This window comes from Neolewinella agarilytica (genome assembly GCF_900110645.1).
Classification (GTDB): domain Bacteria; phylum Bacteroidota; class Bacteroidia; order Chitinophagales; family Saprospiraceae; genus Neolewinella; species Neolewinella agarilytica.
Genome location: NZ_FOFB01000010.1, coordinates 1 through 26,196, shown reverse-complemented (window position 1 = coordinate 26,196; position 26,196 = coordinate 1). Strand labels below are relative to the sequence as shown.

Sequence of the window (26,196 nt, the reverse complement as noted above, 5' to 3'; positions counted from 1 at the left end):
CTGCGCGCGGTTTCTTTTAGACGGAAGAGATCGCTTCGCTCCTCTTCCTTTAAGACGTTCGCTTCGCTCTCTTGTAGACGAAAAATGCGCTTCGCTTGTTTTTCTTTAAGACGGCCTTCGGTCTTTTAGCACTACGCCTCCGGTAAATCAATACCGGAGGCGAAGTAGGTTATGGAGGAAGGTGATCTACTGGTAGTAGAGCAACGTCCGACAACTGTAGGAAGGACAAGCCGAACCAACGAATAAGCGAAACCTAAAAAGCCCCCATTGACACTTCGTCAATGGGGACTTTTTAGTCGATAGTAAAATCAGCCGGCGGAAACGTAGCGGGGCAGCCCCTTAAGACTGTTTGGCTAATTGACGGCTGGCCAATTGGACTTTAGAACCGAACGTTCAGCGCCGCACTCAGCATCGTGCCCAGCTGGCTGAAGTGGTAGCCATCATAAGTCATTTGCGAGTAACGTTGGTTGAAAGTAATCAGGTTAGACTGGTTCTGGAGGAACTCGGCGTCGTTGAGGCGGCTGTCGCCGCTGATTTCAGACTTGAATTCCCACTCGGGCAGTACGTTGAGCAGATTGTTCACGTTGAGCGATAGGGTCGTCATCTCTGTGATCCCGTAGTTGAGGGCGAGATCGGTTACAACCTTTGTGCTGAACTCGGTAAAAATACCTGCATCAAGGCCCTGCTGGTAGAAAGTAGTCGGGCCGAATACGGTGTTGTTCAGAGAGACACCCAACTTGCCAAAGTCAGTGCTGAGACCGAGGATTGCCTTGTACTTTGGGCGGGAAGTGAAAAACAGGGCTTCCTGTGTCTGATTAGCAACGGATTGGCCGGCGCTGGCAACGATGGCCGGGTTCTTAACGTCACCGTCACGTTCGTTCTGGAGCATGTAGTTGCCGGCAAGATTGATGTTCAGGGCATTCTCACCAAGCTTGAAGCCGCGGTAGTTAGCTACGAAGTCGATACCGGAGGTGCGGGTGTCAAGGCCATTTACGAAGAAACTGAGGTCAGACAGGTTATTGTCAGACAGGATGGCGTCCAGTTCGGTGCCTCCGCCATCAGTCCCACCGATTTCCGTGGAGAGTATAATCCGGTCTTTAACACTAATGTTGAAGTAATCGAGCGTGATGCTCAGGTCGTCAGATGGGCGAAGGCCAACTCCAACGGTGAAGTTAGTAGACTTCTCGGGGTCAAGAGCAGGGAGGCCCAGCAGGCGTGCTTCGCGGCTAACGTTGTTAACCAATCCGCCTACCTGGATACCCTGGCCGGGAACAAAGCTGTACTGTGCTTTCTGCGTGAAAATCTGGTGTAGCGTAGGAGCCTTGAAGCCCGTAGAGAAAGACGCGCGGAGCGTGATCTTATCTTCATTGAATTTATAACGTGAGCTCACCTTATAAACGAAGGCGTTACCAAAATCAGAGTAGTTCTCGAGGCGAACGGTTGCGTTTACCAGGAAATCATCGGTGATGTCAAATGCTGCGTCAGCGTAACCACCAAAGTTGTAACGATTAAACTTACCGGAGTTACGAGGGTCGTTACCGGCGAAAGAGTCGGCTCCTCCGTCCTCATAGCTGGAAAGTTGTCCTTCGATAATGGTGAAGTTCTCGTTTCGGAATTCGGAACCGAATGCAATACCCACCTTGTCAGAAAGGCGGCGGGTGACATCAATGTTACCAACAGTGTGGGTGAAACGGGTGCCACCGGGATCGAAAGTAATCGGGCTGTTCTCCCGGTAGGTGAAGGTTCCATCCGGGTTAAGGGTATTGTTGCGGTTATGCGAGTTGTTGACTTTGTAGGTCTGCTGGTTTCCACCAACGGTGAAGCTCAGGTCGGCAATCCATCCATTCTTTTCCGTACGGAAGCCGAGGGTGGCGTTGTAATCATTCAGGAGACCTTCGAAGGTAGGAACGTAACCGATGTACTCACCGTTTGGTCCGTCGGGGAAGAAGTCCGCCAGGTAAGGGAAGTCTTCTTCGGTACGCCAGTAAGGAGTACGGTAGTTGGCGAAGGAGTTTACCCGCTTATAAATGTAAGCGGCGTCGCCATAGATCTCTGTGGTCTCCGTAAGGTTGTTTCCGAAGTTGACCGCGATTTTGGAAGCCGTTGTCTCCGGTGAGCCATTAATGTTGCGGGCATCAGGGTAAGCGGACAGGAAGCGCTGTACATCAGCCAGGTCTGCACCAAAGTCACCAGCTTCGCCTTCTGCACTTACGGTGCCGGGGCGGTTGGCGAGGTTGGTCTTGCTCAGGTCGAGTGTGTAGTTGATAAAACCATCGCGGCCCAGGCTGGAACCGTTGTTAAGGGCAATGCCGTACATCTCACCGTCACCTTCACTGGTGATACCGGTGCGCAGGGTGAAGCTGCCAGCTTCATCATCGTCTTTAAGGATAATATTCATTACACCGGCGATAGCGTCAGAGCCGTACTGGGCCGAGGCACCATCACGGAGAATCTCAATGCGTTTGATGGCGTCTACCGGAATACCGGAAATGTCAGCACCCGTCTCTCCACGTCCCGGAGAGGTTTGCGTGTAAAGCAGGGCAGAAAGGTTCTTCCGCTTTCCGTTGATCAGGATGAGCGTGCGGCTTGGGCCCATGTTACGAATTTCGTAGGGGTCAAGCAGCGACGTTGCGTCGTTAACCGGCGTTTGAACCGTGTTGAAAGAGGGGACGCGGTACTGCAGGGCCTTGTCGAAGGTCGTCTGCCCGGTAGAAATCAGGTCCTTTGAACGGAATACGTCAACCGGTAGGGGAGAGGTCGTATTCGAACGGGGTGCTGTCCGGGATCCTACGATGACAAGTTCTTCCAGATTGGTCGCTCCGCTTTCCAGCGCGATGTTCCAGGTGACGGTCTCCCCGCTCGAAAGCGTAAAGGTTTTGGTGGTGGAAGCGTAGCCAATGTAACTGGCCGTAAGCTCATAGGTGCCTGCTCCGGTAAGGTTGAGAGAGTAGTTGCCATCCAGATCAGAAACAGTGCCCATGGACCCCGCGCTAATGGTAGCGCCGATAACGGGCTCACCATTGTCCGTTACCGTTCCGGAAACCGTTTGTGCCGTTGCCGCAAAAGGCAGCGCAAGCAACAGGGCTAAAATCTTGAAATAAAGAGGTTTCATATACTAATTACGTTATGTGAGAAATGACCGCCCGGACCGGTAAGGTTTATTAGTGTGCTCCACCACGCCAGTTGTGATACCACTGGGTGATTTCAATTCCTTCCGGGAAGGAATACACTTGTTTTTTTGTATAGCGTTTGGTGGAAAGGAAAGAGCCGTTCAGCCGATATGCTTGGTTTAATATCCGCGTAACCAATCCTGGTGTACATGGCCAGAACTACTTTTTTATCTACGGTATTTTTGCAATATACCGTAAAATGTTGTGCCTACATTTGTTTTTTCGGAATTAGATTCTTTAAAGGTGTTTTGTGTGCGAATTTTCGCTAATTTTTTAAAGGCTAACTACTTAACGTTCAGCTTCTCGCCTGTACCCCGCTGCTTTTTTTCGCAACTGCGAAAAAAGCAGAATTTCCCTCAATTCGTTTGGGGCTTTGCTCCTTCTTTGCGGCCCGATATCTGAAAAAGCCCCTCCCGGAATTTTGATCCGAAAGGGGCTAAAACAATGTATTTTCGGCAACCTAAGGCGCGTAGTAGCCGCCTCCAACGAGCAGCACTCTGTAAAAGAGCGGAGCCCTGTAGCACATCCAAAATGCGGAGCCTGATGAACGACAAGACTACCAGACTATAAGGACTACCAGACTACCTTACAGCGTCCCCCGTAACTCCTGCTCCCGCTCAATGGCTTCGAACAGTGCCTTGAAGTTGCCCTTGCCGAAGCTGGTGGCGCCTTTTCGTTGGATGATCTCAAAAAAGACCGTAGGGCGAGGCTGTACGGGCTTGGTGAAAATCTGGAGGAGGTAACCCTCGTCATCACGATCAACGAGGATGCCGAGCTCCCGGAGAGGAGAGAGGTCTTCGTCAATGTCGCCCACCCGTTCGAGTAGGGTGTCGTAGTAGGTGTCGGGTACCCGGAGGAACTCAATGCCACGGGCGCGGAGCTGCCGTACGGTGCTGATCACATCATCCGTCGCAACGGCAATGTGCTGGATGCCCGGCCCGCCGTGAAATTCGAGGTATTCCTCGATCTGGCTCTTTTTTAGGCCGGGAGCCGGCTCGTTGATCGGGAATTTTACCCGGCCGTTGCCGTTGCTCATCACCTTACTCATCAGAGCGGTGAATTTGGTGGAAATGTCTTTGTCATCAAAGCTGATCAGCTGCTTGAAGCCCATCACGTCAGCGTACCAGTTTACCCAGGTGTTCATTTCGCCTTCGTCGACGTTGCTCACCATGTGGTCAATATACTTCAGGCCAACGGGCTCCGGGCGGTACTCAGGATTCCAGGCCTGGTAGCCAGGCAGGAAAGGACCGTTGTAAGCTTTGCGCTCCACAAATTCATGGATGGTATTGCCAAAGCTCTGGATTTGGGCGCGGACGCAGGTGCCGTGCTCGTCTTCAAAAGAGCAAGGTTCCATCACCGGCTGCGCACCGCGTTCCACTGCGGTGTTGAAGGCTTTGGTCGCATCTTCTACCCACAAGGCTACACAACGGACGGTGTCTCCGTGCAGATCGTGTAGCCGGCCGATTTCCGTGCCTCCCTTCAGGGGGCTGGTGAGCACCAGGCGAATCTTATCCTGAACGAGCACGTAGCTCTCCCGATCTTTTAAACCAGTGCTTAAGCCTGCGTAAGCCAGCGGCTGAAAGCCCATGCAGGCCTGGTAAAACAGCGCCGATTGGCGGGAGTTGCCGACGTAAAGTTCTACGTAGTCAGTACCTAAAAGGGGGAAGTCATCAGCAAGTACTTCTGCTTGAGGAGCGGCGAGGGTCGAGGACATAATCAATATTTTATTGTCTGTGCAACTATTGTTTGCGCAAATTTAGGGTTTTGCCTTTATAATGGCCTAATTTAAGGTCAAATAATTGTTTCTTTGAGGCCTTTAGTAATGCGCGGAGTAGATTGGTTGAGACGCTATGCGTCGAGCCGGTCAAGGGAGCGACAGCGACTTTGGGCGTGTACTGCTACCGCGTTTACACGCTCCGGGAGCCTTCGGCCCCGTTCGCGGTCGACGCATAGCGTCTCAACCAAACGAAAACAACTAGTTTGGACGTTAACCGTATGCTTACTGCATTGCTTCGCTATCCATTCGCTTGCACCTGCGGCCGCGCCGTAAAGCCAACCTACAAAACTTTATCTTTGTACCCGGGCCACATTCCCCCCTCTCACCGTGTCTACGTGTTGAAAAGCAATAGACCATTGATGTTAAGCATGAAGGAAAAAGAACTGATCGAAGGCGCTCTGCGGGGCGATGAGCGGGCGTCGCGCCTGCTCTTCGAACGGTATTCCCCGATGCTGATGGGCGTCTGCCAGCGCTATTGCCGTACGCAGGCAGAAGCCGAAGATGTGCTGCAGGATGCCTTCATCCGACTCTTTGCCAAGCTGCCGAAATACGGTTTTCAGGGCTCTTTCGCCGGCTGGGCCCGGCGCCTGACGGTCAACGTTGCCCTGAAAACATACCAACGTAAACGCTACCAACTGGAGCAAACCGGGCTCGATAACATCCCCGAAGGATCCGGCGCTCCGACGGCCTACGCCGACCTGGGCGAAAAAGAATTACTGGAAATGGTGCAGGCACTGCCCGACGGCTACCGTCTGGTCTTCAACCTCTACGCCATTGAAGGGTACAGCCACAAGGAAATCGGCGATATGCTGAACATCCAGGAGGCCAGTTCCCGCTCTCAGCTGCTAAAGGCCCGTAAGGTGCTGCAGCGCCAAATTGAAATCCGCCAACGCATCGCCATATGAAGCAGATCGACGATCTATTCCGCGATGGGCTGAGCGGACGCAAATCAGCCGTTCCCGAAGATATGTGGAGCCGGATTAATTCGGCTAAGTCAACCGTGCCCGAAGGCGAACAGCTGGACGCCATTTTTGCCGCAGGACTAAGAAGCCGGGTGGGTAAAGTCCCCGCCGGAATGTGGGACCGCATCGTGGCCGCGCGCAGCCGCAAGCCAATGAGACTACTCATGGCCACTGCCGCAGCGCTATTGCTGTTGGTTTCCACTGTAGGGTATACCATCTACCAGAACCGTTCTTTTGCTGGCCCCCTGAACGGAGAATTTCCGATGGAGCAGGTTGCTTCGCCAGCCGAACCGGTGGCGATTGAGGAGGCGGTACCTGCTGGCGACAAAAATATTGTAGAGGCATCCGCCCAGTCTGGTATTGAGGCAGAAAACCGTGTTAATCTAACTACGATTCCGGAAGGATCGGGCCGGATGAATGAACAGGCGATTCCGCCGGAATCGGTAAGGGAAGAACCCGTCTCGATGGGCACTACGCCTTCAGCTGCCAGTCTCGCCTTAGCGGAATTAACTACAGAGGCTGATGAAATGGTTACCGGAGAGCGTCTCCCCAATACTGAAGAAGCCCGCGCTGCGCTATATGCCGTCAGTGAAGTGCCGGCTGCCTCTCTGACGTTGTTGCCGACTGATGAGACGGCCTTTCCGGAAATAAAGCGCCAGTATCGCCCACGGGCGAACCTGACACCGGCTTTTCCCGTCAGCCCTCGCCATCGTCTTCAGGCGGAGTTGCTCTTTGGAGTGGCTTATGCTAATCAGATCTTCCGCGAGTCGGATGCCAGCCAACTGCCCCTGAGAGAGATTCGGGAAGTAACGGAGTTTCCGGAAGTAAGCTATCAGATCACTCTGCGGGGAACCCGCAAGCTGGGGGAGCGGATGATGCTCCTGGGGGGCATTACCTATGCTGAGATCCGTAACCGGGTAGAGTACAGTCAGTTCATCAATGGTAGCGCCGTTGATATTGCTACGAATAATCAGATTCGCCTGCTGGAAGCGCCCATTCTTCTTGGCTACCGCATTCCGGGGCGTCGCTTGCAGGTGTCAATGAATGCCGGCCCGATCTTCAATCTCAGTACCAGCGCTCGGGGGCGCTTCCTGAATCCGGACTTACCCGTTCCGCAGGATTTATCAGCAGAAGGTAGTTACCGCAATAATATCGGTGTTGGCCTGATGGCTTCTTTGTCAACTACTTACCGGATTGGGCATAAAGAGCCTTTCTTGCTGGTGGTTGAGCCTTTCTTCAAGTCTTACCCCGGCGCCTTTACGGTCAAAGGTGCCCCGGTAAGCGAAAAGTATTGGGTCGCGGGTTTGCAACTGGGGATTCGTAAGAGCTTCTAGAGCCGATAGTTTAGGTCGGAAAGCGACATTGACATCCTGGCCGGATAACCCATCCTGCCTTTTTCACGTTATACTCGTCAACAAAGCGATTAACGATGAAATCCCCCGCCCTTACCTTTTTACTTCTTCTGGGTCTGATCTTTAGCTCCAGCGCCTGCGACAGCCAGAAAACGAACGCCAGTGCCGGTTCTGAAACCACGGCTATGCCCGACCGCAAGGGGAATCCTGAGCCCGTTGCCGGAATCACCATTCAGGAACTTGACAAAAACTATGAAGGCCTGGAGAAAGCCTACCTCGCCGGAGGATGTTTCTGGTGCACGGAGGCTGCGCTCGATCGTATTCAGGGCGTCGTTGATGTACACAGCGGCTATGCCGGAGGCAAGGAAGTCAACCCTACCTACAAGGAAGTGAGCGCCGGTAAAACCAGCCACGCCGAAGCCATCGTCGTTTACTATGACCCGGCCGTGATTGATTACAATACCGTTCTGGACGTATTCTTTGTCGCCCACGATCCTACCCAGGTCAACCGCCAGGGACCGGACGTCGGGCCACACTACCGAAGCGCCATCTTCCCCATCAACGAGGAGCAGCGTATGGCGGCTGAAGCGAAAATCGGGGCCCTTAACCAAAGCGGTAAGTTCAGCAAAAAGATCGCGACTACCATCGAGGATCCCATCGAATTTTACCTCGCCGAAGCCTACCACCAGGATTACTACGAAGATCCCTCTAATCCCAACCAGGGCTACGTGCAGAACGTGAGCCGGCCGAAGGTGGAGAAGGTAATGAAGGTGTTTAAGGATCGGTTGAAGCCGGAGTTTCTGAAGTGATAAGAGAATGATAGAATGAGTGAGTGAAGAGCTCCACTTCAAGCAAGTTATATTTGCACCTTCCATTCACTCATTCCTCCCTTCAATTATTCATTTCCCGTGGCAAAAATGTATCAACTCAGCAGCTGCAACACCTGTAAGCGCATCATCGGAGAGCTGGGCGATCAGCCCGATCTGGAGATCAGTAACATCAAGGAAGAAAAGATTACGGCGAAGGAGCTGGATCATATGGCTACACTAGCCGGTAGCTATGAAGCCCTCTTTAGTCGGCGAGCAATGAAGTACCGTAGTATGGGCCTGGCGGACCAGGAACTTAGCGAAGAGGATTACCGCCGACTGATTCTGGAAGAGTACACCTTCCTGAAACGCCCGGTTACTATCGTCGGTGATCAGATTTTCATTGGTAGTGCCAAAAAGAGCGTTGCGGGAACAAAGGCTGCGCTGGCGGAATAATACTTCCCCATTCTCCAAGGTGCGGTAGCTCTCCCGCCTCCAAAATGCGGTAGCCTCTAACACCTTGCCGCCTATAAAATGCGGTAGCCCCAAAATACTAACGGACCAAAATACTAAAATGCCTTCCCGCAAAGAAATCACCACCTTCTTCCAGTCTCTTCAGGATGAGATCTGCGCCTCCCTCAGCGCCGCCGATGGCGGCGCCTTCCGGGAGGATAGCTGGGACCGCCCCGGAGGGGGCGGAGGCCGGGCCCGCGTCCTCTCCGGCAACCACATCGAGAAAGGCGGTGTGAATTTCAGTGCCGTGCACGGCGACCTGCCCGCAGCAGCAGCCAAAAGCCTGAAGCTGGATTCCGGAGCGACGAGCTTCTATGCTACCGGCGTCAGTATTGTGCTGCACCCGAAGAACGTCCACGTGCCGATCATCCACATGAACGTACGCTACTTCGAGCTCGACGGCGGGCGCTTTTGGTTTGGTGGCGGGATTGACCTGACGCCGCACTACCTCGTCCCGGAGCAAGCCGCCTTCTTTCACCAGCAACTGAAGAATACCTGCGACGATTTCGACCCAAGCTATTACCCCCGCTTTAAGGAGTGGGCGGACGATTACTTCTACATCCCCCACCGCCAGGAGACCCGGGGCGTAGGCGGCATCTTTTTCGACCGCCTGGAGCCCGCTACGGAAGGTAAGGACAAGCGGACGCTCTTCGACTTCACCGCCGCCGTTGGTCGCACTTTCGTACCGACCTACCTGGCCCTGTTGGAGCAAAATAAAGACCAGGCCGTAAGCGAAGAAGAGGCTCACTGGCAGAAGATTCGCCGGGGGCGCTACGTGGAGTTTAACCTGGTCTGGGACCGGGGCACAAAGTTCGGCCTGACCACCAACGGCCGCACCGAGTCCATCCTCATGAGCCTCCCGCCGCTGGCGGGGTGGGAGTATGACTTTAAAACAGTGCCCGGAAGCCGCGAGGCGGAAACGCTGGCGGGGCTGGTGAAGGGGAAGGATTGGTTGGAAGGGTAGGGCTCTGCTTAGGTAGCCGCCGGCACGCTCTCAGGTCCTTTCAGGACGCTTAGAGCCCCCTTGAAACTGTCGGCAGATTTAGTAGAAACGCGAAGCGACGGGAGAGCATCCAGGCGCCCCAACCCACTGAATGATTTGGGGCAGTGGGAGTGGCTCCGGTACCCTGCTTTAATATTCCCTCCCCTTGCACCTGCGTATAGCGCTCCCGCCTTTCCCTCGCGGGAGCTACTATCAAACTATCATTACTATCAATCTATCCCACTATTAAACTATCTTAGCCCTACCATGCCACCGCAGTTAAAAGCCCTCTACGATCATATCCGCTACCTCTACCTGGGGAACCGCTTCTTCATGGGGCTGGCGGCAGTAGTGGTATTGTCAGCAATGGGTTTTTGGTGGAGGCCGCTTTTCTACCTGGCGATCCTTGGCTTGATTGCCCTGATTGCGGCCCTCTTTTACGACATTTACCTGCTCTACGGATTATCCGGAAAGGTGACCGCAACGCGACGCACCCCCAAGGTTTTGTCACTGAGCGACGTGATGAAGGTCCGGATACAACTGCATAACACCGGAGACAAAAAAATCAGCGCAACGCTTACCGATGAATTGCCGGTCGACCTGCAGGTGCGCGACCATAGGATTGCCTTTGAGCTGGAGCCGCAGTCAGACAAAGAACTGAGCTACCCCATCCGGCCCATGACGCGGGGAGAATACAGCTTTGGAAACATCAATCTCTTCCTGGCGACCGACTGGCAACTGGCCGAACGCCGGCTGGAGTTCCCCGCTGCGGAAACGGTGCCCGTTTACCCGAGTATTATCCAGATGCAGGAGTTTGCGCTTAAGGCAAAAACGACCGTACCCGCCGAAGGCCGTAAACGGATGCGCCGGCTGGCCAAGAGCTACGAATTCGATCAGATCAAAGAATATGTCCTCGGGGATGATTTTCGCAGCATCAACTGGAAAGCTACCGGCCGGCAGAACCAGCTGATGGTCAATCAATACGAAGACGAACGCGCCCAGCGCGTTTTTTGCTGTATCGATAAGGGCCGCACGATGCTGATGCCCTTTAACGGCCTGAGCCTGCTGGACTATGCCATCAACAGTACCCTGGCACTGAGCAACGTGATCCTGAAACGGCAGGACCGTGCGGGGCTGTTGACCTTCTCCGATAAGATCGGAACGGTGCTGCCGGCGGACAGCAAGCCGGATCATTTGCGCCGGATTATGGAAGCACTCTACCGCCAGCAAGACAGGCAGATGGAGAGTAACTACGACCTGCTCTATTATGCGAGTCGGAAGCTGTTGGGCGGCCGGAGCCTCATTATTCTCTTCACCAATTTTGAGAGTAATTATGCCCTGGACAGGGTACTGCCCGGACTGCGGCGGATCAGCAAATCACACCAGCTGGTCGTCATCCTTTTCGAAAACACGGAGGTAGCAGAATTACTCGAAGAGCCCACAACTGAAGTAGAAGACGTGTATCTGAAATCAACCGCCCGCCGCCATCTCGTGCAGCGCAGTCTCATGGCCGCCCGCTTACGGCAGAACGGCATCAAGGTAGTGCTGACGCGGCCGGAAAATCTGACGGGGGACGTGATTAATCAGTACCTGGAGCTGAAGCGACGGGGGCTGGTGTAGTCTGGTTGAGACGCTATGCGTCGATTGCGAACGGGGCCAAAGGCCCTTGGAGCGTGTATGCCTGGGAGCTCATCTACGGTCAAAATCGCTTTCGTTCCTTTTGCCCGGCTCAACGCATAGCGTCTCGACCAACCGATTGGAAACGTCACAACCAATTCTGTAACGTATTTTGGGCGCAGCCGCAGGTGCAATGTGAGGCTTTAAAGAGCCATGTTTCACCACCAGCAACTAACTAAAAACGCGAAGCGTTTTCCCAAGCCCCTCTCCGTCGAGCCGTAGGCGAGAAGTACCGGAGAGGGGTTGGGGAGAGGTTTTTTAAATCAACCAGTCATCAGCCATCTCCGCCACCACTTCCACCTCCCCGAAAACAAGATTTACCTCTGTGGCAACAGCCTTGGCCCGCAGCCGTTGGCGGCGGCGGAGCGCCTGGCTACGGAGATGGAAAGCTGGCGCGTGCGCGCCGTGGAGGGTTGGTGGAACGGCCCCGAAGGTGGCTGGCTCGGCTTCCACCGCCGCGCCGAAGGCGCGCTGGGCGGCATCGTCGGTGCCCGGCCGGCTGAGGTGACGGTCGCCAACGCCCTGACGGTCAACCTCCACCTGCTGATGGTCTCTTTCTTCCGCCCCGCGGGAAAACGCCGCAAGGTAATCATGGAAGCCGGGGCCTTCCCCAGCGACCAACACGCCATTATCAGTCAGCTCCGCTTTCATGGGCTGGATCCGGAGGCCGACCTGATTGAAATTGCCCCCAGGGAGGGAGAGCATAGCATCCGGACGGAAGACATCGTTTCCACCATCGAGAAGACGGGCGACGAGCTTGCGCTCGTCCTCTGGACCGGCGTTCATTACTACACCGGTCAGTTCTTCGACCTGAAGGCGATCGCTGCCGCCGGCCATGCCGCTGGTGCTAAGGTGGGCTTTGACCTGGCGCATGCAGTGGGCAACGTACCACTGCAGCTGCACGATTGGGGGCCAGACTTCGCCGTCTGGTGCTCCTACAAATACCTGAACGGCGGACCCGGGGCTCCGGGTGGACTTTTCGTCCACGAGCGCCACGCTGAAGACGAAACCCTGCCCCGCTTCGCCGGCTGGTGGGGCCACCGAGAAAGTGACCGCTTTCAGATGCGGCGGACCTTCCGCCCCGAACACGGTGCGGCTGGCTGGCAAGTCTCTACTATTCCCGTGCTGGGCATGGCACCCTTGCTGGCCTCGCTGCCACTGTTTGAAGAAGCGGGCGGCATGAAGGCCCTCCGCCAACGCTCCCTGGCGCTGACGGCCGACCTTTACGCCGGCCTGAGCGAGCTGCCCGGCCTGGAGATCCTCACCCCCGCCGATCCGGAAGCCCGCGGCGCTCAGCTTTCCGTTTACGTGCCCGGCCACCGGCCGGAACTGGAACAGCAACTCTCCGCCGCCGGCCTCATTGTTGACTACCGGGAGGATAACCTCGCCGGCAGCGCGGGTGGGGTGCTGCGGATGGCGCCGGCTCCTTTGTATGCTTTGGAGGAGGAGGTAAGTCGGGCGGTGAAAATTCTGGGGGAAGTGGTGAGCTAATGCTTGAAGCTTTAGAATAGCCAGTAACAGCCATTTGTGTACTGTTGCTCCGTATGCGCACTTCTAATTAAACGAAGTACGAAACTCTATGGGTGTTTGCCGGGTCTTGGATTTGAATAATTTACTGAAGGATTGTGGATGTTCAAACCCCAGCCCGTAGGCAATCTCACCCACGGATAAATTGGTCGTTGACAATTGTACCTTGGCTTTTTCTATTAATTTCTGATGGATATGTTGTTGGGTTGTCTGCCCCGTTAAGCTCTTTAGCATGCTGCTTAAGTAATCCGGCGTAAGGTTCAGGTTTTGGGCCATTTCCTGAACGGATGGTAGTCCATTAACTATCGCATCATCCTGACTGAAGTAATCTTCTAAAAGCTGCTCCAGTTGGTCTAATATCTGGTGATTAGAAACTTTCCGGGTTAAAAATTGCCGTTGATAAAACCGCTCCGCATAGCTGAGCAACAGTTCCAGCTGATTGATGATTATTTGTTGACTGAACTGGTCAATGTTACTCTGGTATTCCGTCTGTATGTTTTGAAGTATTTCATTAATTACGGTCTCTTCTTTCTCTGACAGAAAAAGTGCCTCCCGAACGGAGTACTTTAAGAATGAATACTTTTTGATGCTTGTTGCCAGCGAGGTTCCAAACAAAAAATCAGGGTGAATGGCCAGAATCCAACCAGATGGATTGCTCGTTGCGTCATCCTCGGTCAACTGTACTGAAACAAGCTGCTCAGGAGAAAAAAAGGTCATTAACCCTTCATCAAAATCGTATGATTGCTGACCATATCGGTATTTGCCAACTACATCTCGTTTTATGGAAATTGAATAAAACTGTTGCACCCACTTCAACACATTGTTCTCCGGAGCAGGGTTGATTTGGCTGTAATCTATTAAGCTGATCAAAGGATGCTCTGGCGGAGCGATATTGTTGTACCGGTGCAGGTCACTGATGGTTTTTAACCTTGTTGGACTCAAAGAGGGCATGTTTCAGGATTTAAAGAACCGTGAGGCCTTATGGCGTAGCTTGTTTAGAAAGGGAAGTTAGCCGCTGTAGCTTCCCTGGCCCAATTCCATAGTTTGGCGTTAAGTTCCTGGTTTAAAGCCGCTTTATCAATTTTCGCCAAGGCGGGCTTGCCCTTTTGTTCGTTGGGTCCGTCAGGACCCCAGTATTGTCCCCCTTCTGCATTCTCTCGCAAGCAAGCCGCAAGCGTCGGTTGAGCGCCTTCCTGAGCGGTCATTAAATCAAGCGAAGCAAGTGTGTCCTTGTCCATGTTTTTCTGCAAATCTGTTTTGCTGAAACCAGGGTGTGCTGCCAGAGATTTAATTTGGTAACCATTGCTTTTTAGCCTCTTGTCAAATTCAAGTGCAAAAATGATATCAGCCAGTTTGCTTTGTCCGTATTCTCTCCAATGGTTGTACTCTTTTTCTAATCGGAAATTGTCGAAGTCAATTGCGGAATTTCTATGCGCTATGCTGCTTAAGGTAACTACTCTAGAGCCCTGTGTTGTTTCCAACAGATTAAACAAATGACCGGTAAGAGCAAAATGCCCAATGAAATTCACCCCGAACTGGATTTCAAAACCGTCTTCTGTTTTTGAGGGAGGTGGTATCATAATTCCTGCGTTGTTGACCAAGTAATCAAGCCTTGCTTCTGTTCCGATTACCTCGCCGGCAAATTCTTTAACGGAACGTAGACTTGCCAAATCCAAACGACCAAATATAAGTTCACCCGTTCCGCCCCGCGTCTTCATCCTTGCTATGGCGTCTAATGCTTTCTCTTCATTCCGACAAGCAACGTAAACCCTTGCTCCTTTCTGGTATAGGTCCAATGCCGTTTCGTACCCTATACCGGTATTAGAACCCGTTACGATCGCTACTTTTCCTGATAAATTCATGATTCCTTTTTTAATTAAGTGATGGAACAAAAGTAAAGGCTTAAAAAAGGAGGGGTGTAGCTAAATCCGGGCTTGTTGTAGCAGAAAACGGCATTTAGCGGCGAGTAGGATTGGTGTTCCGTTTTTTGCTGCTGCCAGATTGTACAGAACCATCTTTTACCTGCAAGATGAGTGGTTGAATAATCTCGCCGCCCATCTATTAATATGGTTTGTACGATACTCTCCTGCGACCCAACGTTGCTCCGTTTCTTCCCCCATTGCACCCGCGTCCGCGCCCCCCAACATTTCTCCTCCCGATCCCGTTTGGGTCTGTGTATGCACAAAAAAACTGTACCCCACCACGGCCTCTTTGCCGGACTACTACTTTCTGTTCTGATGGCTGCCTGCGCTGGTATCCCCGAACTGCCTGCCGGAAACAATTTCCCGGTGCCTTCCGCCCCGGACTATTCCGAAGTGAAAAACTGGGCCGCCCTGCCCACCACAAACGACGGTGCCGACCGCACCCCCGGAGATACTCTGGCCGACGGGCAGCTGACCGCCACGGCGGATGTCTTCTACCTTCACCCCACGGTCTACTCTAAAACCCACCGCGGAAACGAGCTGTGGAACGCGAACCTGGCCGACGAAAAGGTAAACGAGACCGTGGACGACTTCGTGCTGCCCAACCACGCCAGCATTTTCAACGCCGCCGGGCGGATCTATGCCCCACGCTATCGGCAGGCCAATATCAAAGTGTTTTACCCCGAAGGGAGGGAAGTGTCCGAACGGGCACTGGACACGGCCTATCAGGACGTGTTGGCGGCTTTCGATTATTACCTGTCAACTTATAATCGAGGGCGGCCCATCATCATCGCCAGCCACAGCCAGGGGACGACCCACGCTAAACGCTTACTCGCCGATCGCTTTGATGGGCAGCCGCTGAAAGATCAGCTGGTGGCCGCCTACCTCGTAGGGATGCCCGTCTCCCGGGAGGCTTACCGCAGTATCCCCGTTTGTGAAAGCCCGCAGCAGACGGGCTGCTTCGTCAGCTGGCGCACCTACCGCGAAGACTTTGTTCCCAAGGAAGGCTACCGGGATACGGTGCCGGACATTGCCGTCGTCAACCCTCTCACCTGGACCACTCAGGAAGGCCGGGCACCCGCCAGCCTCAACCGGGGAGGCGTTCTGTATAACTACGATGCTGGCTTACTCCCGGAACTCGTCTGGGCAGAAATCCGTGGCGACGGGCTGTTTACCAATAAACCCAAGTTTTTTGGCGATATCTTCTTCAGGACCAAAAACTACCACATCGGCGATTATAACCTGTTCTGGATGAACGTCCGGGAGAATGCAGTGGATCGGGTAGGGGCGTTTGCGCGGTTGTAGACAGGGCATGACCTGTCTCTACAATAACAATGATTTCAATCCTGTATCCCACCTAAAAATCATACCCCAGGGAAATATGCAGCTTCGCCTTCTGCCGGATTCCCGTTTCAACACCCCAGGCATAATCCGCCCGGATATAATATCCGAATAGGGTAGTGCGGGCGCCGAAGCCATAGCCGTAAATGATGGGATCGCGGAAGCGACGTACCCGCACGGAAACCGGGCCGGATTGCCCCAGACTAGGGTCTGGGTAAGTGGTGATGTTGACGGGATTGTCCTCGTCAAATGGATCAGAACCTGACCAGGCTGTACCTACGTCGAAGAAGGAAACGAGCTGGAAATCACGTAGCAGACGAGAGCGCAGATTCCGGAAAAGGTAGTTGAAGACCGGCACCCGCAGCTCAGCGTTGCTGAGTACGTAGGTACCTCCGTTACGAATGTTGATGTCGAAGCCTCGCAGCGGGTTGGCGAGGTCCTGGAAGACGAAGTTCTCACCCTGCGGCGTCGGGATTCCCTGGTTGAAGTTATTGATCAGGCTATTGTCGGCTCCACCCAAATAATACAGCAGCTTCTGACCGCCGAAATTGGTGGATCCCGCCAGGCGGACGGCCAGGATACTGCGTCGGTCCAGCCGTTGGTAGTGTCGGGCATCAAAACCAAGAATGCCCAGGAAGCCAGGCTCGAAGCCCGTCTCTTCTCCTCCCTCACTGAAGCTGATGTTGAAGCTTTTATAAAAATCAGTGTATACTTTATAGCGCGTGCCTACTCTTAGGTTAGTCGCCAGGTTGAGGGTGTTGTCAAATACATACTCTAACCTGGCACCTACGCGGGCCTCACTTTCCGCGCCTTCCTGTAATGCGGCCAGCTCGGTTGGCAGCGTCTGCACCCGGTCGCGCCGTACCGTAGCGGTAGCCCGCAGAGAGCGGAATACGTCCAGCGGATAGCGAACACCATACTGAGCCAGTAAGGTGTTTTCTTCGATCAGACGTGGCTGGTTGGGGCGCAGGGCATTGAAGAAGCCGTTTTCCAATCGGCGGTTACGGCGGTAAACGGAGAATATCCGGTCCAGCCGGCGCTTCCGATTTTCGTAGGTGACGAAGTATTCCGTGCCATTGAAGCTGGTGGGGATACGAACACCACCCGTGATGGAGTAGTCTTCGAAGAGGTCCATAATATTACCCTTGAAGAGAATGCCAAGGGGTTGTTGGGTAAAGCCATTGGGGTTAGCGCTGAAGTTGTTGAGCCCGGCGAAGAGAGGATCATTATCCGCCTCGGTCTTTACGTAGTTGACCCGGAAGGTGAGGCGGTAAGGCGTGATGCGGGCAAAATTGAACTTGTAATTCCGGTTGAGCTCCGCAATGGGGCGTTCGCCCTTCAGTAGCTTATTGACGGCCCGGCGGACATTTCGGGATTTCGGCGGAGCAACCACCGTAAGGTTGGGCCGGGTTCCGGTAGTATCAGCGGCAGCCGGAGTTGGCGCGGCCGTAGCCGTCGTAGGCTCTTTCAGAAGAATGTTGTCTTCCGATGGGTCTGGCGGCGTAACAAAATCTTCAAAGCGGGTTTGAAACAGATAGGCGTTATCTTCTGCAGAAGTAGATGCATTGGGGTTTACCTTATTCGGAGCGATCAAGTTTCCGTTACCAGTACCATTCGTACTGCTTCCGGCACTCGTGAAGGAAGGCACAGCCTGCCCCGCAGCCCGGTAACTTTCCCGGCGGAAAGCCGTTGGCGCTAAGCGTACATTCTGAGTGGTGTCAAAGGTGAAGGTTCTTACGAGTTGACCCCGGTCAGCCAGGTAGAGCTCCACTCCTTTGGGGAGCTTCCGGCTGCTGCTTTGCCGTTCGATATTGGCCTGTACATTGGTGACGGCTTCCACAACGGCTCGTTCCTTGATGATGGGGAAGACGACGATGGAGTCCACCACCGCGGTGTCCAGTTTCTCCATCGTACTGTCCGCATGGAGCGTAATTTCACTGCCATCGTTGAGGTAAATGGTTTGCTCGTAGTGGTCGATGTACTCCTCCAGATGAGCCTGATAACGATTGTATACCCCGCTGGCATCACTGAGGTAACTAAAGTGAGTACCGTCAATGACGGCCGGTTGCCGCTCGTCAGCCAGCGGAGTGTCGGAAACCTGAACGAGTTCACCGCTTTTTGCCTCCAAATCGTAATACCAAAGATCATAATCTCCGATGGGGAGTATGGTGTCCAGGCGAGCCGTTTTCAATTCCGTATCAATACGGTTACTGGACCAGACGATGCCTCTTCGGCCACGAATGTTGACGGGTACAGCGTCGAGGTCATCCCAGAAGTCATTCGTGATCCTGATGGAGGCTCTTGTGGCCGGCAGGTAGGTGTACAGGTCTGTAAAACCGAACGCGCTGGCGGAGAGTACCATGGAACCCGGGTCGATGTAGGCCATGCTGAAGACGCGGTCCAGCGTAATGTCCAGATCTTTCGTCACGTCTTTTCCTGTGTTCAGGTCATACTGCATCAGGCGGGGCCGGTCGCGGTATTCATACAGGATGGCTAGTTCCTGATTGGTGGGGGAGAAATCGAGCAAGGGATAGTTGTAGTCAGTAGCTTGCAGGAGGTTGCGTTGACCGCCTTTGTGGACGAGCGTCCGCTCACCGGTGGCCAGATCCTGAAGGAAGACCTTGTAGCGGCCAATTTCATTAAGTACGTAAGCTATTTTTCCTCCATCGGGACTGATCTTCACATCCGTAATGGGGAGTTGCTTTTTGTTTTTTATGGGAACTTCTGCAGAGCTGATGGCCGCCCGGCTGGCCAGATCTTCCGTGTATCGCGTCCGGTAAAATTCCATCCAGTTGAACAGAATATTATCATAGTTGCTACCCAGAATGTACAGAAAACCATTTTCTACCGAGCGGTTGACCCGGGTCAGGTAAAGCAGGTTTGAGACGGTAGGTTTGCCGTAGTTCTGGGAAACGTAGTGCCAAAAAGAATGGCCGGCAAGTTGCGGGTAATCAGAAGCGAGGTCTTTAAAGGTTTCGTACTCCCCGCCCATCAGTAGCTGGCGCAGCTGTTCGTCTTTTTGGGTGTTCCAATCTTCTCCGAGATAGGCAATAAGGCCGCTTTTAAACCAGGGAGGTAAGTTGAGGAGTACGGCATTTTGCACGACCTCCTGTACGGAACTCCCGTAAAGCATATGCTCGATATAAACACTGGCCATGGCTTCCCGGACTTGCCGGCGCAGGTCCGTGTGGTCACCGTTGAAGTAAACAAAGGCTTTATTACCAAGGAATTTTGTCTGGGTGGCGGAGATATAGCTGGTGCTTCTTCCCAGATTCTGGTTGCCCGGCAGGGTGAACACTTCCTCACTGCCGATATTACTCTGTTTCAGGTCCGTTACGTCCCGGTACACGATCAATTGTACCTTTTCATTCATCCGATGCTCCAGCATTTTCTGGATGTAGCCAAAGTCATACTCCGCCATTTGCACGACGGATTGGCCGAGGTTCCGCCCTTCACCATACCAATAGGTAATAAAATTGTCGGATTCGTACTTCTCCCAGTCCTCGAAATCTTTATGGTACTGTACCCGGTTTTTACCGAACTCCACCTGGGAAGTCTGGGCAAACACGCCAAGAGAAAACAAACTCAATAAAAAGTAAAGGGATAGACGCATCTCGAATCGTTTGGGCACCAATGGTGTTCAATATAACGATAAGATGGCTGGAAGGTTATGTTGTTCACACGCCAGACAGCGAAATTTTGTTCGCCGAACGAATAATTGGCTGATTAACGACAAACTAAACGGGCAAATCTTCGTCCGAAGACGGCATATAGGGCTCGCAAATTCTCCACGCTACACCAATGGAATCCGCGGCTTTTGCTAAACCCTCTTTTGCTTCGTTCAGGGCCTCCGAAAGGTGCCGCCGCCCGCGGTCCCGGTCTTTACCTGCGTCGATGCTTAGCTTCCTGGCCAGTAGCTTGAGGAACTCAGCGAGGCTATCGTAGCGAAGGTCACCGACCTCTTCGGCGAGGCGTCCGAAGTCCTGCTCGTAGTTCTTGATCCAGGTTTTATGTTGCATCTCTAGAATTTTAAGGGCGCTCGCTATGACACAAAGGGCACAAAGACACATAGAACACAAAGGAGAGATTATTGGCGAATGACCTAGTTGCCCAGGAAAGAGTAGCGTCTTCCTTACCACTGACCGCCAAGGTGCGGCAACTTGCCAAACTATCCCTCTTCCTCCAGATACTTAGATACCATTTCCTGCACCACATCTTTGAGGAACATCCCACGTTCTTTGGCCTGTTCCTTTAATTCGGTGAGGTGGTCTTTTTTAAAGATCAGGGTGACGCGCTTGGTCTCGGCGGTGTTGCCGCCGCGGGTGGAACGGTCTTCATCGGCAACGGTGGAACGAATGAGGAGGTCCAGGCCGGTTTTGCGACGGCGCGGACGGGAAGCTTTTTGGGGCGCGGACGCAGGTGCAGAGGAGCTTGAGGAAGCATTGTTGCTCTCTCGCTCAAAGCTTTCGCTCAGGAAGTTGTCGAGGTCAGCCGTAAATTTTTTGCTGGACAGTTTGCGTTTAGCACGGGAGCTGCGCGTAGGAACTTTTACCTCAACGCTTTCTTCTTCCGATTGGCTGGGCGCAACGGCGGCGTCGGGCTCCTGACCACTGGCCTCCGCCTGGGGCGTCGGTTCTTCAAAGAGTCCAAAAAGATCGTCGGTAAAGCGCTTCTTTGCCATGGTGCCGGGTTTACTTGGCGGTGTTTTCTTTAGGGGAACGTTCCCGCAGGTGAATTGGGTTCTCCGTCCGGTCGATTATTTCCTTACAGACGGCGAGGTAGTCCTTCGCACCGTTACTGCTGCGGGCGTAGCCGAAAATGTCCTGCCGGCTGGCCGGAGCTTCCGCCAGCGCGACGTTGTCGCGGATATAAGTCTCCAGTAAAAGCGGGCCGAAGTATTTCTGGATGGTTTCCACTACGTCCCGGTTGAGGACCTTTCTGTGGTCGTACATCGTGGCCAGAACGCCGCTGATGTGTAATTCCTTGTTGAGCCGAAGCTTAACTTTCTGAATAACCTGCTTGATTTTCGCCAGTCCCTGGAGGGCGAGAAACTCCGTTTGCAGCGGGATGATTACCTGCTGACTGCTGGTCAGAGCATTAAGGGTGAGCAGGCCGAGGCTTGGGGGACAGTCGATGATGATGAAGTCATAGTCGTCGTCCACACCGGCAAAAAGTTCGCGGAGAATGAATTCTCTTCCTGCTTCATTGACCAGTTCCATCTCTGCGCTGGACAGGTCCAGGCTGGAGGTAATAACGTGGTAGCCCTCGCGAACGACGAAGGGGACCAGGTCACTCTCTCCCATGATGCTCTCATAGATGGTAACCGACTGGCGGGGAATACCAAGAGAGAGGGAGAGGTTAGCCTGTGGGTCGAGGTCGACCAGAAGGACTCGCTTGCCAAGCTCCACGAGCCCGGCACCAATGTTAATAGCGCTGGTGGTTTTACCAACGCCACCTTTGTGATTCAGTAAGCTGATTACGGTTGCCATAAAAGAAAATGGGCCTTAGTTTGGGGGGCGAAGGTAGGGAAACGAGCTTTAACTATGCCCCTCGTAGAGACGTAAGATAAAGAAACTATTCCTGAACGGGTGGACGTACTTTAACCGGGCGGCCATAGGCCCTGGAAATACCGATCTCTTTCAGGCGTAAATTGTACGCTTTAGCGGCGGCGGCGGCCGTTGGCCGGTTAGGATAAACGATACCGGTATACAAAGCTATCCTACCTGGAGCGGGCCAACTGTTGAGGCAATCCGTAGGAATAGCGCTCAGGCCGTCAATCCCCGCACGGTTCAACTCCTCCAGCCTTTGCTCTGCTAACTTTTCTTTCAGCAGGGCATCTACTACAATGAAGGACCGTTGCGTAACGGTAAGAGCTTCGCATCCTGTGGCAGTATCCTCTGCACCTGCGGGCCCCGCCAAAGTATCTCCATCTTGTTCCGGGCCTGGCACGTCGTCCACTTCTTCGGACTCTTCTCCTCCGTTTTCTTCGTCAACCGGAAGAAAAGATTCTTCAAACGGATCGGGGACAATTGGCCGGTGGCTTTCCTCATAACCAATGAGTGCGAGTGTGCCGATAATGGCCAGCAGGAGGGCTGAGTTGAGCAGCTGTCGTCTTTTTTTTCGGCGCTCGGGTGGGGTGGAGCCATAATCCGGTTGTTTGCTGATGATGGCCAGGATACTTTTCTCTTTGCCGTATTTACCCAAGTAATTATTAAAGGTGTGTCTGGGTTCCGGAATTACACGCAGGGACATTTTTCCTTTTCGGGTAACTACAATTAGTCCGATTCCATTTTTACGACACTGCCTGCGCAAGGTTTGGTATTCATCGGGTCTAACGAAACTGTCTTCCCCAATGGCGATCCACTTTTCGTTGGCCGGGTAGCGGGCTAACTGCTCAATTGCCCCGATGGAGCCCACCAGACTTAGCTCCATGCGGCTGACGATGGAAGAGATCAATGCCGAACCCGCCACAAATAGCCCAAGCAGGAGTAAAGTGTTGAGTGCGTTGAAATACCACTGATAACCGAGTATAACCGAAAGCAAAGCGATTAGCGCGGCGGTTATGATTCTGCCCACCCACCTGGTCCGGTCCGGGTTTTCTTTCAATTTGAGCTGATGAATGGTCGTCCGGCTTTTGGCTTCCACGACGACAACATAAGGGCGTTTGTTGCTGCGCATAAAGGCGAGCAAAACATCCGCACGTTTTAAGCGCGTATAAACTTCGGTGTTGACATAAGCAGACTTTCTGCGATAATAGCGTTTGTTCAACTGCTCCGCAACGGTGTTTTGCACAAATTTTTCGGAAAGGGATTTTTCTGCCATGAAGGCGCAAATATGCAAATAAATTTCAATAAAATTATTTTCAAACTTTGCGTGTTGATAAAAGGTGCTTTATGGCTTGGCTTATCTCAGGGGGCGTTGGGGAAGGTGGAACGTAAAGAAATGACTAGTCGGGAAAACGGGATGTCAAAGCCATTTTTAAGGGTGGTTACCCAATAGAAGAGGCTCATGGGTGATGTTTTTTAAGTATTAGTGCAGCATAAAAGAAAAAAAGCCAATAAGATTAACGATAAAAGGCAAGTGTTTGCTACCTTCGAACTTGATTCCTCTAGGTCTTTCCATGGGGGCAGCTTTTTGTACTAACCTTTTTCCTACAAGAGGAGAGTGCTTTTTACCTTTTTTCGTGCATTTGCACTCTTTTCATTATCTCAGAAAATAAGACGATAACATGAGACGACATTTACTCAACGCGGCTTTTGGCCGTGGATTATTCTTTACGCTGCTGGCGTGCCTGGCCTTTTCGGGCTTGAATGCACAGGCTTTTAGCGCATCAACGCCCGCAGGTACGGCTGTCGATATTCCAGATTCCCAATTTGATCCTTCAGCTCCGGATTTGGCTACTATGGCCAGCACTTCGGTGACTGTTTCTGGCATTGGTGCTGGCGCTACGGTAAGTGACCTGGCTGTGTCAATGAAGTTAAACCACTCATGGGTTGGTGATGTAACGGTATACGTTGCGGCTCCCAATGGTGATATTCTTCCACTTTTCTCAGAACCTGGTGCTGCTGGCTCCGGCTCTGGTAATGGTGCTGGGGATTCTTCAAATTTTAGCGAAGCTGGCCCACTTACCTTTTCTGATGCTGGAACTACTGACCCTGAAACTATGGGTGGCAGTATCGCAGGCGGTGAGGCAGTGTGTGTTGATGACGCTCTGTGTGACTACTTTGTCAACGGTGATGGCCTGGGCCTTCCTGCTGGTGCAACGGGCGCTTTGGTTACCAGTTTTGCTGATCTGGCTGCTCAGGGTGATGCCCTGAATGGTACCTGGACGCTTTACGCTGGCGATGCTGGCACTGGTGACACTGGTGACATTAGCGGCGAAATGATGTCTTTCACCGTTTCTGGTGTTGCCAGTGCTGATAACGGTGGTGGTAATGATGATGATCCGGAAGACTGTGATGCTACTAACCTTGCTTGTATTACGAGCATTAACCTGACGTTGAACGATAACTGCCAAGGTCTTGTAATTCCTGAGATGGTACTTACCGGAGAGTTTGGCTGTCTTGATCCTAACTCACTGACCATCATTGTAATGGATGAGGATCCATCTAATGGTCCTATTGTTGATGGTTGTGGTACCTTTAACTATACTGTCACTGGTGAAGGCCTTAGTGGTGGTGGTGGAAGTGCTGACGGTTTCACTGGCGACTTTGCTGGTAGCAACTGGACAGTAACCGATAACTCTAACGATGATGAGCAGCAGCTTGCTTCTGCAACCTTTACGGAGTCTACCCTCGTAATGTCTACTACCGGTTCTCCTTTCGGTGTAGGTGGCGGAACAGACTTTGAACTGTCTGCTTCTATTATGTTCAGCGGAATGAGCACTGTGTCTTTCGATTATGACCTGAATGGCGTGGATGACGGCTTTGATGACGCTATCATCGTTTTCAACTTTGAAGGTGATGTTGTTGAAGAAGTACTTAACACGGACGAACCTGCTTCAGGTTCTGCCACATTTGATGTAGAGGCTGGTTACACGCTTGAGTTCCGTATCGAAGATGACGGACTTCAGCCCATCGGAGATATTCTCGCTACGATCCTTACAATTTCTAACTTCTCTGTTGAAGGTGGTGCTCCTGCAGCAGAATTTACCTTCAATAACTGTTGGGGTATCGTTAACGCTGAAGACAAGACTCCTCCAGCTGTTGTAACGACTCCTGATGATGTTGAGCTTCTCTGCGTTGATATCGATGGTAACACGCTGACGACACTTGACGAGACGGTTAACAAGTGTTACCGTGTCTCTTCTGCAACCGGTGCTACGGTTCCTGGTTCTATGGCTACTGCTCTTCGTAACCGCCTGTTTGCTGGTGGTTCTTCTCCACTCGTACCGACCTTCACGGACGGCTGTACCGAGGAGATCGAAGTTTGTGTAAACGACGTACTTGTTTTCGACGAAGAAGATCCTAACTGTAACGACGTTGTACTGACGCGTACCTTTACGGCAACAGAAATCGCTGTTTGTGCAAGTGCTGCCGGCGAAGAAAACCCAAGCGTAACGGCTTCTTACACGATCACTTTCACGCGTCCTACTTTGGATGACCTGAATGCTGAAAATGTAGAACCAGTTGTTATTGTAGATTGTAGTGATCCTCGTGCTGGAGGTGGAAATGATACTAGACCAGTTGATCCACTTGAGGTAGACTTTCCTTTCCTACAGATTGGTGACCGTACATTTAACCTCAATGCCGGTGAAGCTGTATGTAATATTGGTGTTACCTACTCTGATGGTCCGGCTATTGTAACTTGCCCAAACACTTACAAGTACGTACGTACCTATACGGTTATTGATTGGTGTGACCCAAGCGATGTTCGCACTTTCACACAAATTGTAAAAGTAGGAGACTTTACTGCGCCTACTTTTACCGCTCCTACTCAAGATCTTGATTTTGATGGTGTAGCTGATGAAGGTCCATTGGTTTTCACAACTAACGCTGGGAATGTTTGTGCTGCTTATATACGCTTGGATGCTGGAGGAAGCATTTCAGATGATTGTGGAGATAGCCCATTGGATATTCAAGTAGTTGCCTCGATTTATCCCGGTGGTGACTTAAGTGCTACACCAATTGGCTCATTTGAAGTCAACTATTTTGATAATGATGCAGAAGTTACTTCTGCGATTCCTGTTGGGTCACATATTCTTCGCTATTCCTATACTGACCAGTGTGGTAATAGTGACTTTACAGATGTTGAGTTCGTTGTAGAAGACGGAACTGCTCCCGTTGCTATCTGTGAAGATGGTCTGAACGTAAGCATCTCCAGCGGTTCTGCTGCCGGTGGTGCCAGCACGGGTATTGCTATCCTGACGCCTGAAATGATTGATGCAGGTTCTTACGATGACTGTTCCGGTGTAACGCTGGAAATCGCTCGCGTAGGCGCTGATAACATTGCTACGGAAGCTTACGACCAGGAACTGGTGCTGACTTGTGCTGATCTCGGTACGGTTCGCGTTGGTCTGAAAGTAACCGATGCGGAAGGCAACATGAACTTCTGCTGGTTGGACGTACTGGTGGAAGACAAGAACGCTCCTACCTGTATTGCTCCCGGTCCCGTTGAAATGAGCTGTATCGTAGCTCGTGCTACGCTTCCTGATGACATCATGGAAGC

At 52.6% G+C, this 26,196-nt stretch carries 17 protein-coding genes and 1 pseudogene; 9 read left to right on the top strand and 9 right to left on the bottom strand.

The features are described from left to right. Positions 1–379: 379 nt before the first annotated feature. Together BM123_RS10295 and hppD are read right to left on the bottom strand one after the other, a co-directional pair. Positions 380–3,112, bottom strand: a complete 2,733-nt coding sequence (locus BM123_RS10295; RefSeq protein WP_090167989.1) for a TonB-dependent receptor — start codon at positions 3,110–3,112, stop codon at positions 380–382. A gap of 644 nt (positions 3,113–3,756) precedes the next feature. After that, entirely contained in the window at positions 3,757–4,884 is a 1,128-nt protein-coding gene (gene hppD, locus BM123_RS10290; RefSeq protein ID WP_090167987.1) for a 4-hydroxyphenylpyruvate dioxygenase, read from the bottom strand. 422 nt (positions 4,885–5,306) lie between these two features. Between hppD and BM123_RS10285 the strand changes: the two genes are divergently transcribed. The 7 genes from BM123_RS10285 to kynU all read left to right on the top strand — a co-directional run bounded on the left by BM123_RS10285 (position 5,307) and on the right by kynU (position 12,730). Next, positions 5,307–5,852, top strand: a complete 546-nt coding sequence (locus BM123_RS10285) for an RNA polymerase sigma factor (RefSeq protein WP_245748498.1) — start codon at positions 5,307–5,309, stop codon at positions 5,850–5,852. After that, positions 5,849–7,243, top strand: coding sequence for a hypothetical protein (locus BM123_RS10280; RefSeq protein ID WP_090167986.1), 1,395 nt, complete (start codon positions 5,849–5,851; stop codon positions 7,241–7,243). The genes BM123_RS10285 and BM123_RS10280 overlap by 4 nt, the downstream gene beginning before the upstream one ends. Positions 7,244–7,338: 95 nt before the next feature. Beyond that, positions 7,339–8,070, top strand: a complete 732-nt coding sequence (gene msrA, locus BM123_RS10275; protein WP_090167984.1) for a peptide-methionine (S)-S-oxide reductase MsrA — start codon at positions 7,339–7,341, stop codon at positions 8,068–8,070. Between the two features lie 108 nt (positions 8,071–8,178). Further along, positions 8,179–8,523, top strand: a complete 345-nt coding sequence (locus BM123_RS10270) for an arsenate reductase family protein (RefSeq protein ID WP_245748510.1) — start codon at positions 8,179–8,181, stop codon at positions 8,521–8,523. A gap of 118 nt (positions 8,524–8,641) precedes the next feature. Continuing rightward, entirely contained in the window at positions 8,642–9,544 is a 903-nt protein-coding gene (gene hemF / locus BM123_RS10265) for an oxygen-dependent coproporphyrinogen oxidase (protein ID WP_090167980.1), read from the top strand. Between the two features lie 285 nt (positions 9,545–9,829). Further along, complete coding sequence (locus tag BM123_RS10260) at positions 9,830–11,182, top strand: DUF58 domain-containing protein (RefSeq protein WP_090167978.1); 1,353 nt, start codon at positions 9,830–9,832, stop codon at positions 11,180–11,182. 300 nt (positions 11,183–11,482) lie between these two features. Continuing rightward, positions 11,483–12,730, top strand: coding sequence for a kynureninase (gene kynU / locus BM123_RS10255; RefSeq protein WP_090167976.1), 1,248 nt, complete (start codon positions 11,483–11,485; stop codon positions 12,728–12,730). A gap of 63 nt (positions 12,731–12,793) precedes the next feature. Here the strand turns inward: kynU and BM123_RS10250 are convergent, their stop codons facing one another. Continuing rightward, positions 12,794–13,717, bottom strand: a complete 924-nt coding sequence (locus BM123_RS10250) for a helix-turn-helix domain-containing protein (RefSeq protein WP_090167973.1) — start codon at positions 13,715–13,717, stop codon at positions 12,794–12,796. Positions 13,718–13,761: 44 nt separating this feature from the next. Further along, on the bottom strand, positions 13,762–14,628 hold the full coding sequence (locus tag BM123_RS10245) for an oxidoreductase (protein ID WP_090167971.1): 867 nt from the start codon (positions 14,626–14,628) through the stop codon (positions 13,762–13,764). Positions 14,629–14,943: 315 nt separating this feature from the next. Here BM123_RS10245 and BM123_RS10240 point away from each other — a divergent pair, with 315 nt between their 5' ends. Further along, on the top strand, positions 14,944–15,993 hold the full coding sequence (locus BM123_RS10240; RefSeq protein WP_175489323.1) for a DUF3089 domain-containing protein: 1,050 nt from the start codon (positions 14,944–14,946) through the stop codon (positions 15,991–15,993). Between the two features lie 52 nt (positions 15,994–16,045). On the opposite strand, the gene BM123_RS10235 is transcribed toward BM123_RS10240, so the two are convergent. From BM123_RS10235 to BM123_RS10215, 5 genes are all read right to left on the bottom strand, one after another. Next, positions 16,046–19,642 (bottom strand): hypothetical protein, encoded by a 3,597-nt coding sequence (locus tag BM123_RS10235; RefSeq protein WP_090167967.1) that lies wholly within the window; start codon positions 19,640–19,642, stop codon positions 16,046–16,048. Positions 19,643–19,766: 124 nt separating this feature from the next. Continuing rightward, positions 19,767–20,048, bottom strand: a complete 282-nt coding sequence (locus BM123_RS10230; RefSeq protein WP_090167965.1) for a hypothetical protein — start codon at positions 20,046–20,048, stop codon at positions 19,767–19,769. A 149-nt stretch (positions 20,049–20,197) separates the two neighbouring features. Beyond that, positions 20,198–20,710 (bottom strand): hypothetical protein, encoded by a 513-nt coding sequence (locus BM123_RS10225; RefSeq protein WP_090167964.1) that lies wholly within the window; start codon positions 20,708–20,710, stop codon positions 20,198–20,200. A 10-nt stretch (positions 20,711–20,720) separates the two neighbouring features. Beyond that, a complete protein-coding gene (locus BM123_RS10220; protein ID WP_090167962.1) occupies positions 20,721–21,518 on the bottom strand; it encodes a ParA family protein in 798 nt (265 codons plus the stop codon). Between the two features lie 85 nt (positions 21,519–21,603). Continuing rightward, complete coding sequence (locus BM123_RS10215; RefSeq protein WP_090167960.1) at positions 21,604–22,851, bottom strand: hypothetical protein; 1,248 nt, start codon at positions 22,849–22,851, stop codon at positions 21,604–21,606. Between the two features lie 406 nt (positions 22,852–23,257). On the opposite strand from BM123_RS10215, the pseudogene BM123_RS10210 reads away from it, so the two are divergent. Further along, positions 23,258–26,196 (top strand): annotated as a pseudogene (locus BM123_RS10210) (hypothetical protein); the annotation flags it as partial.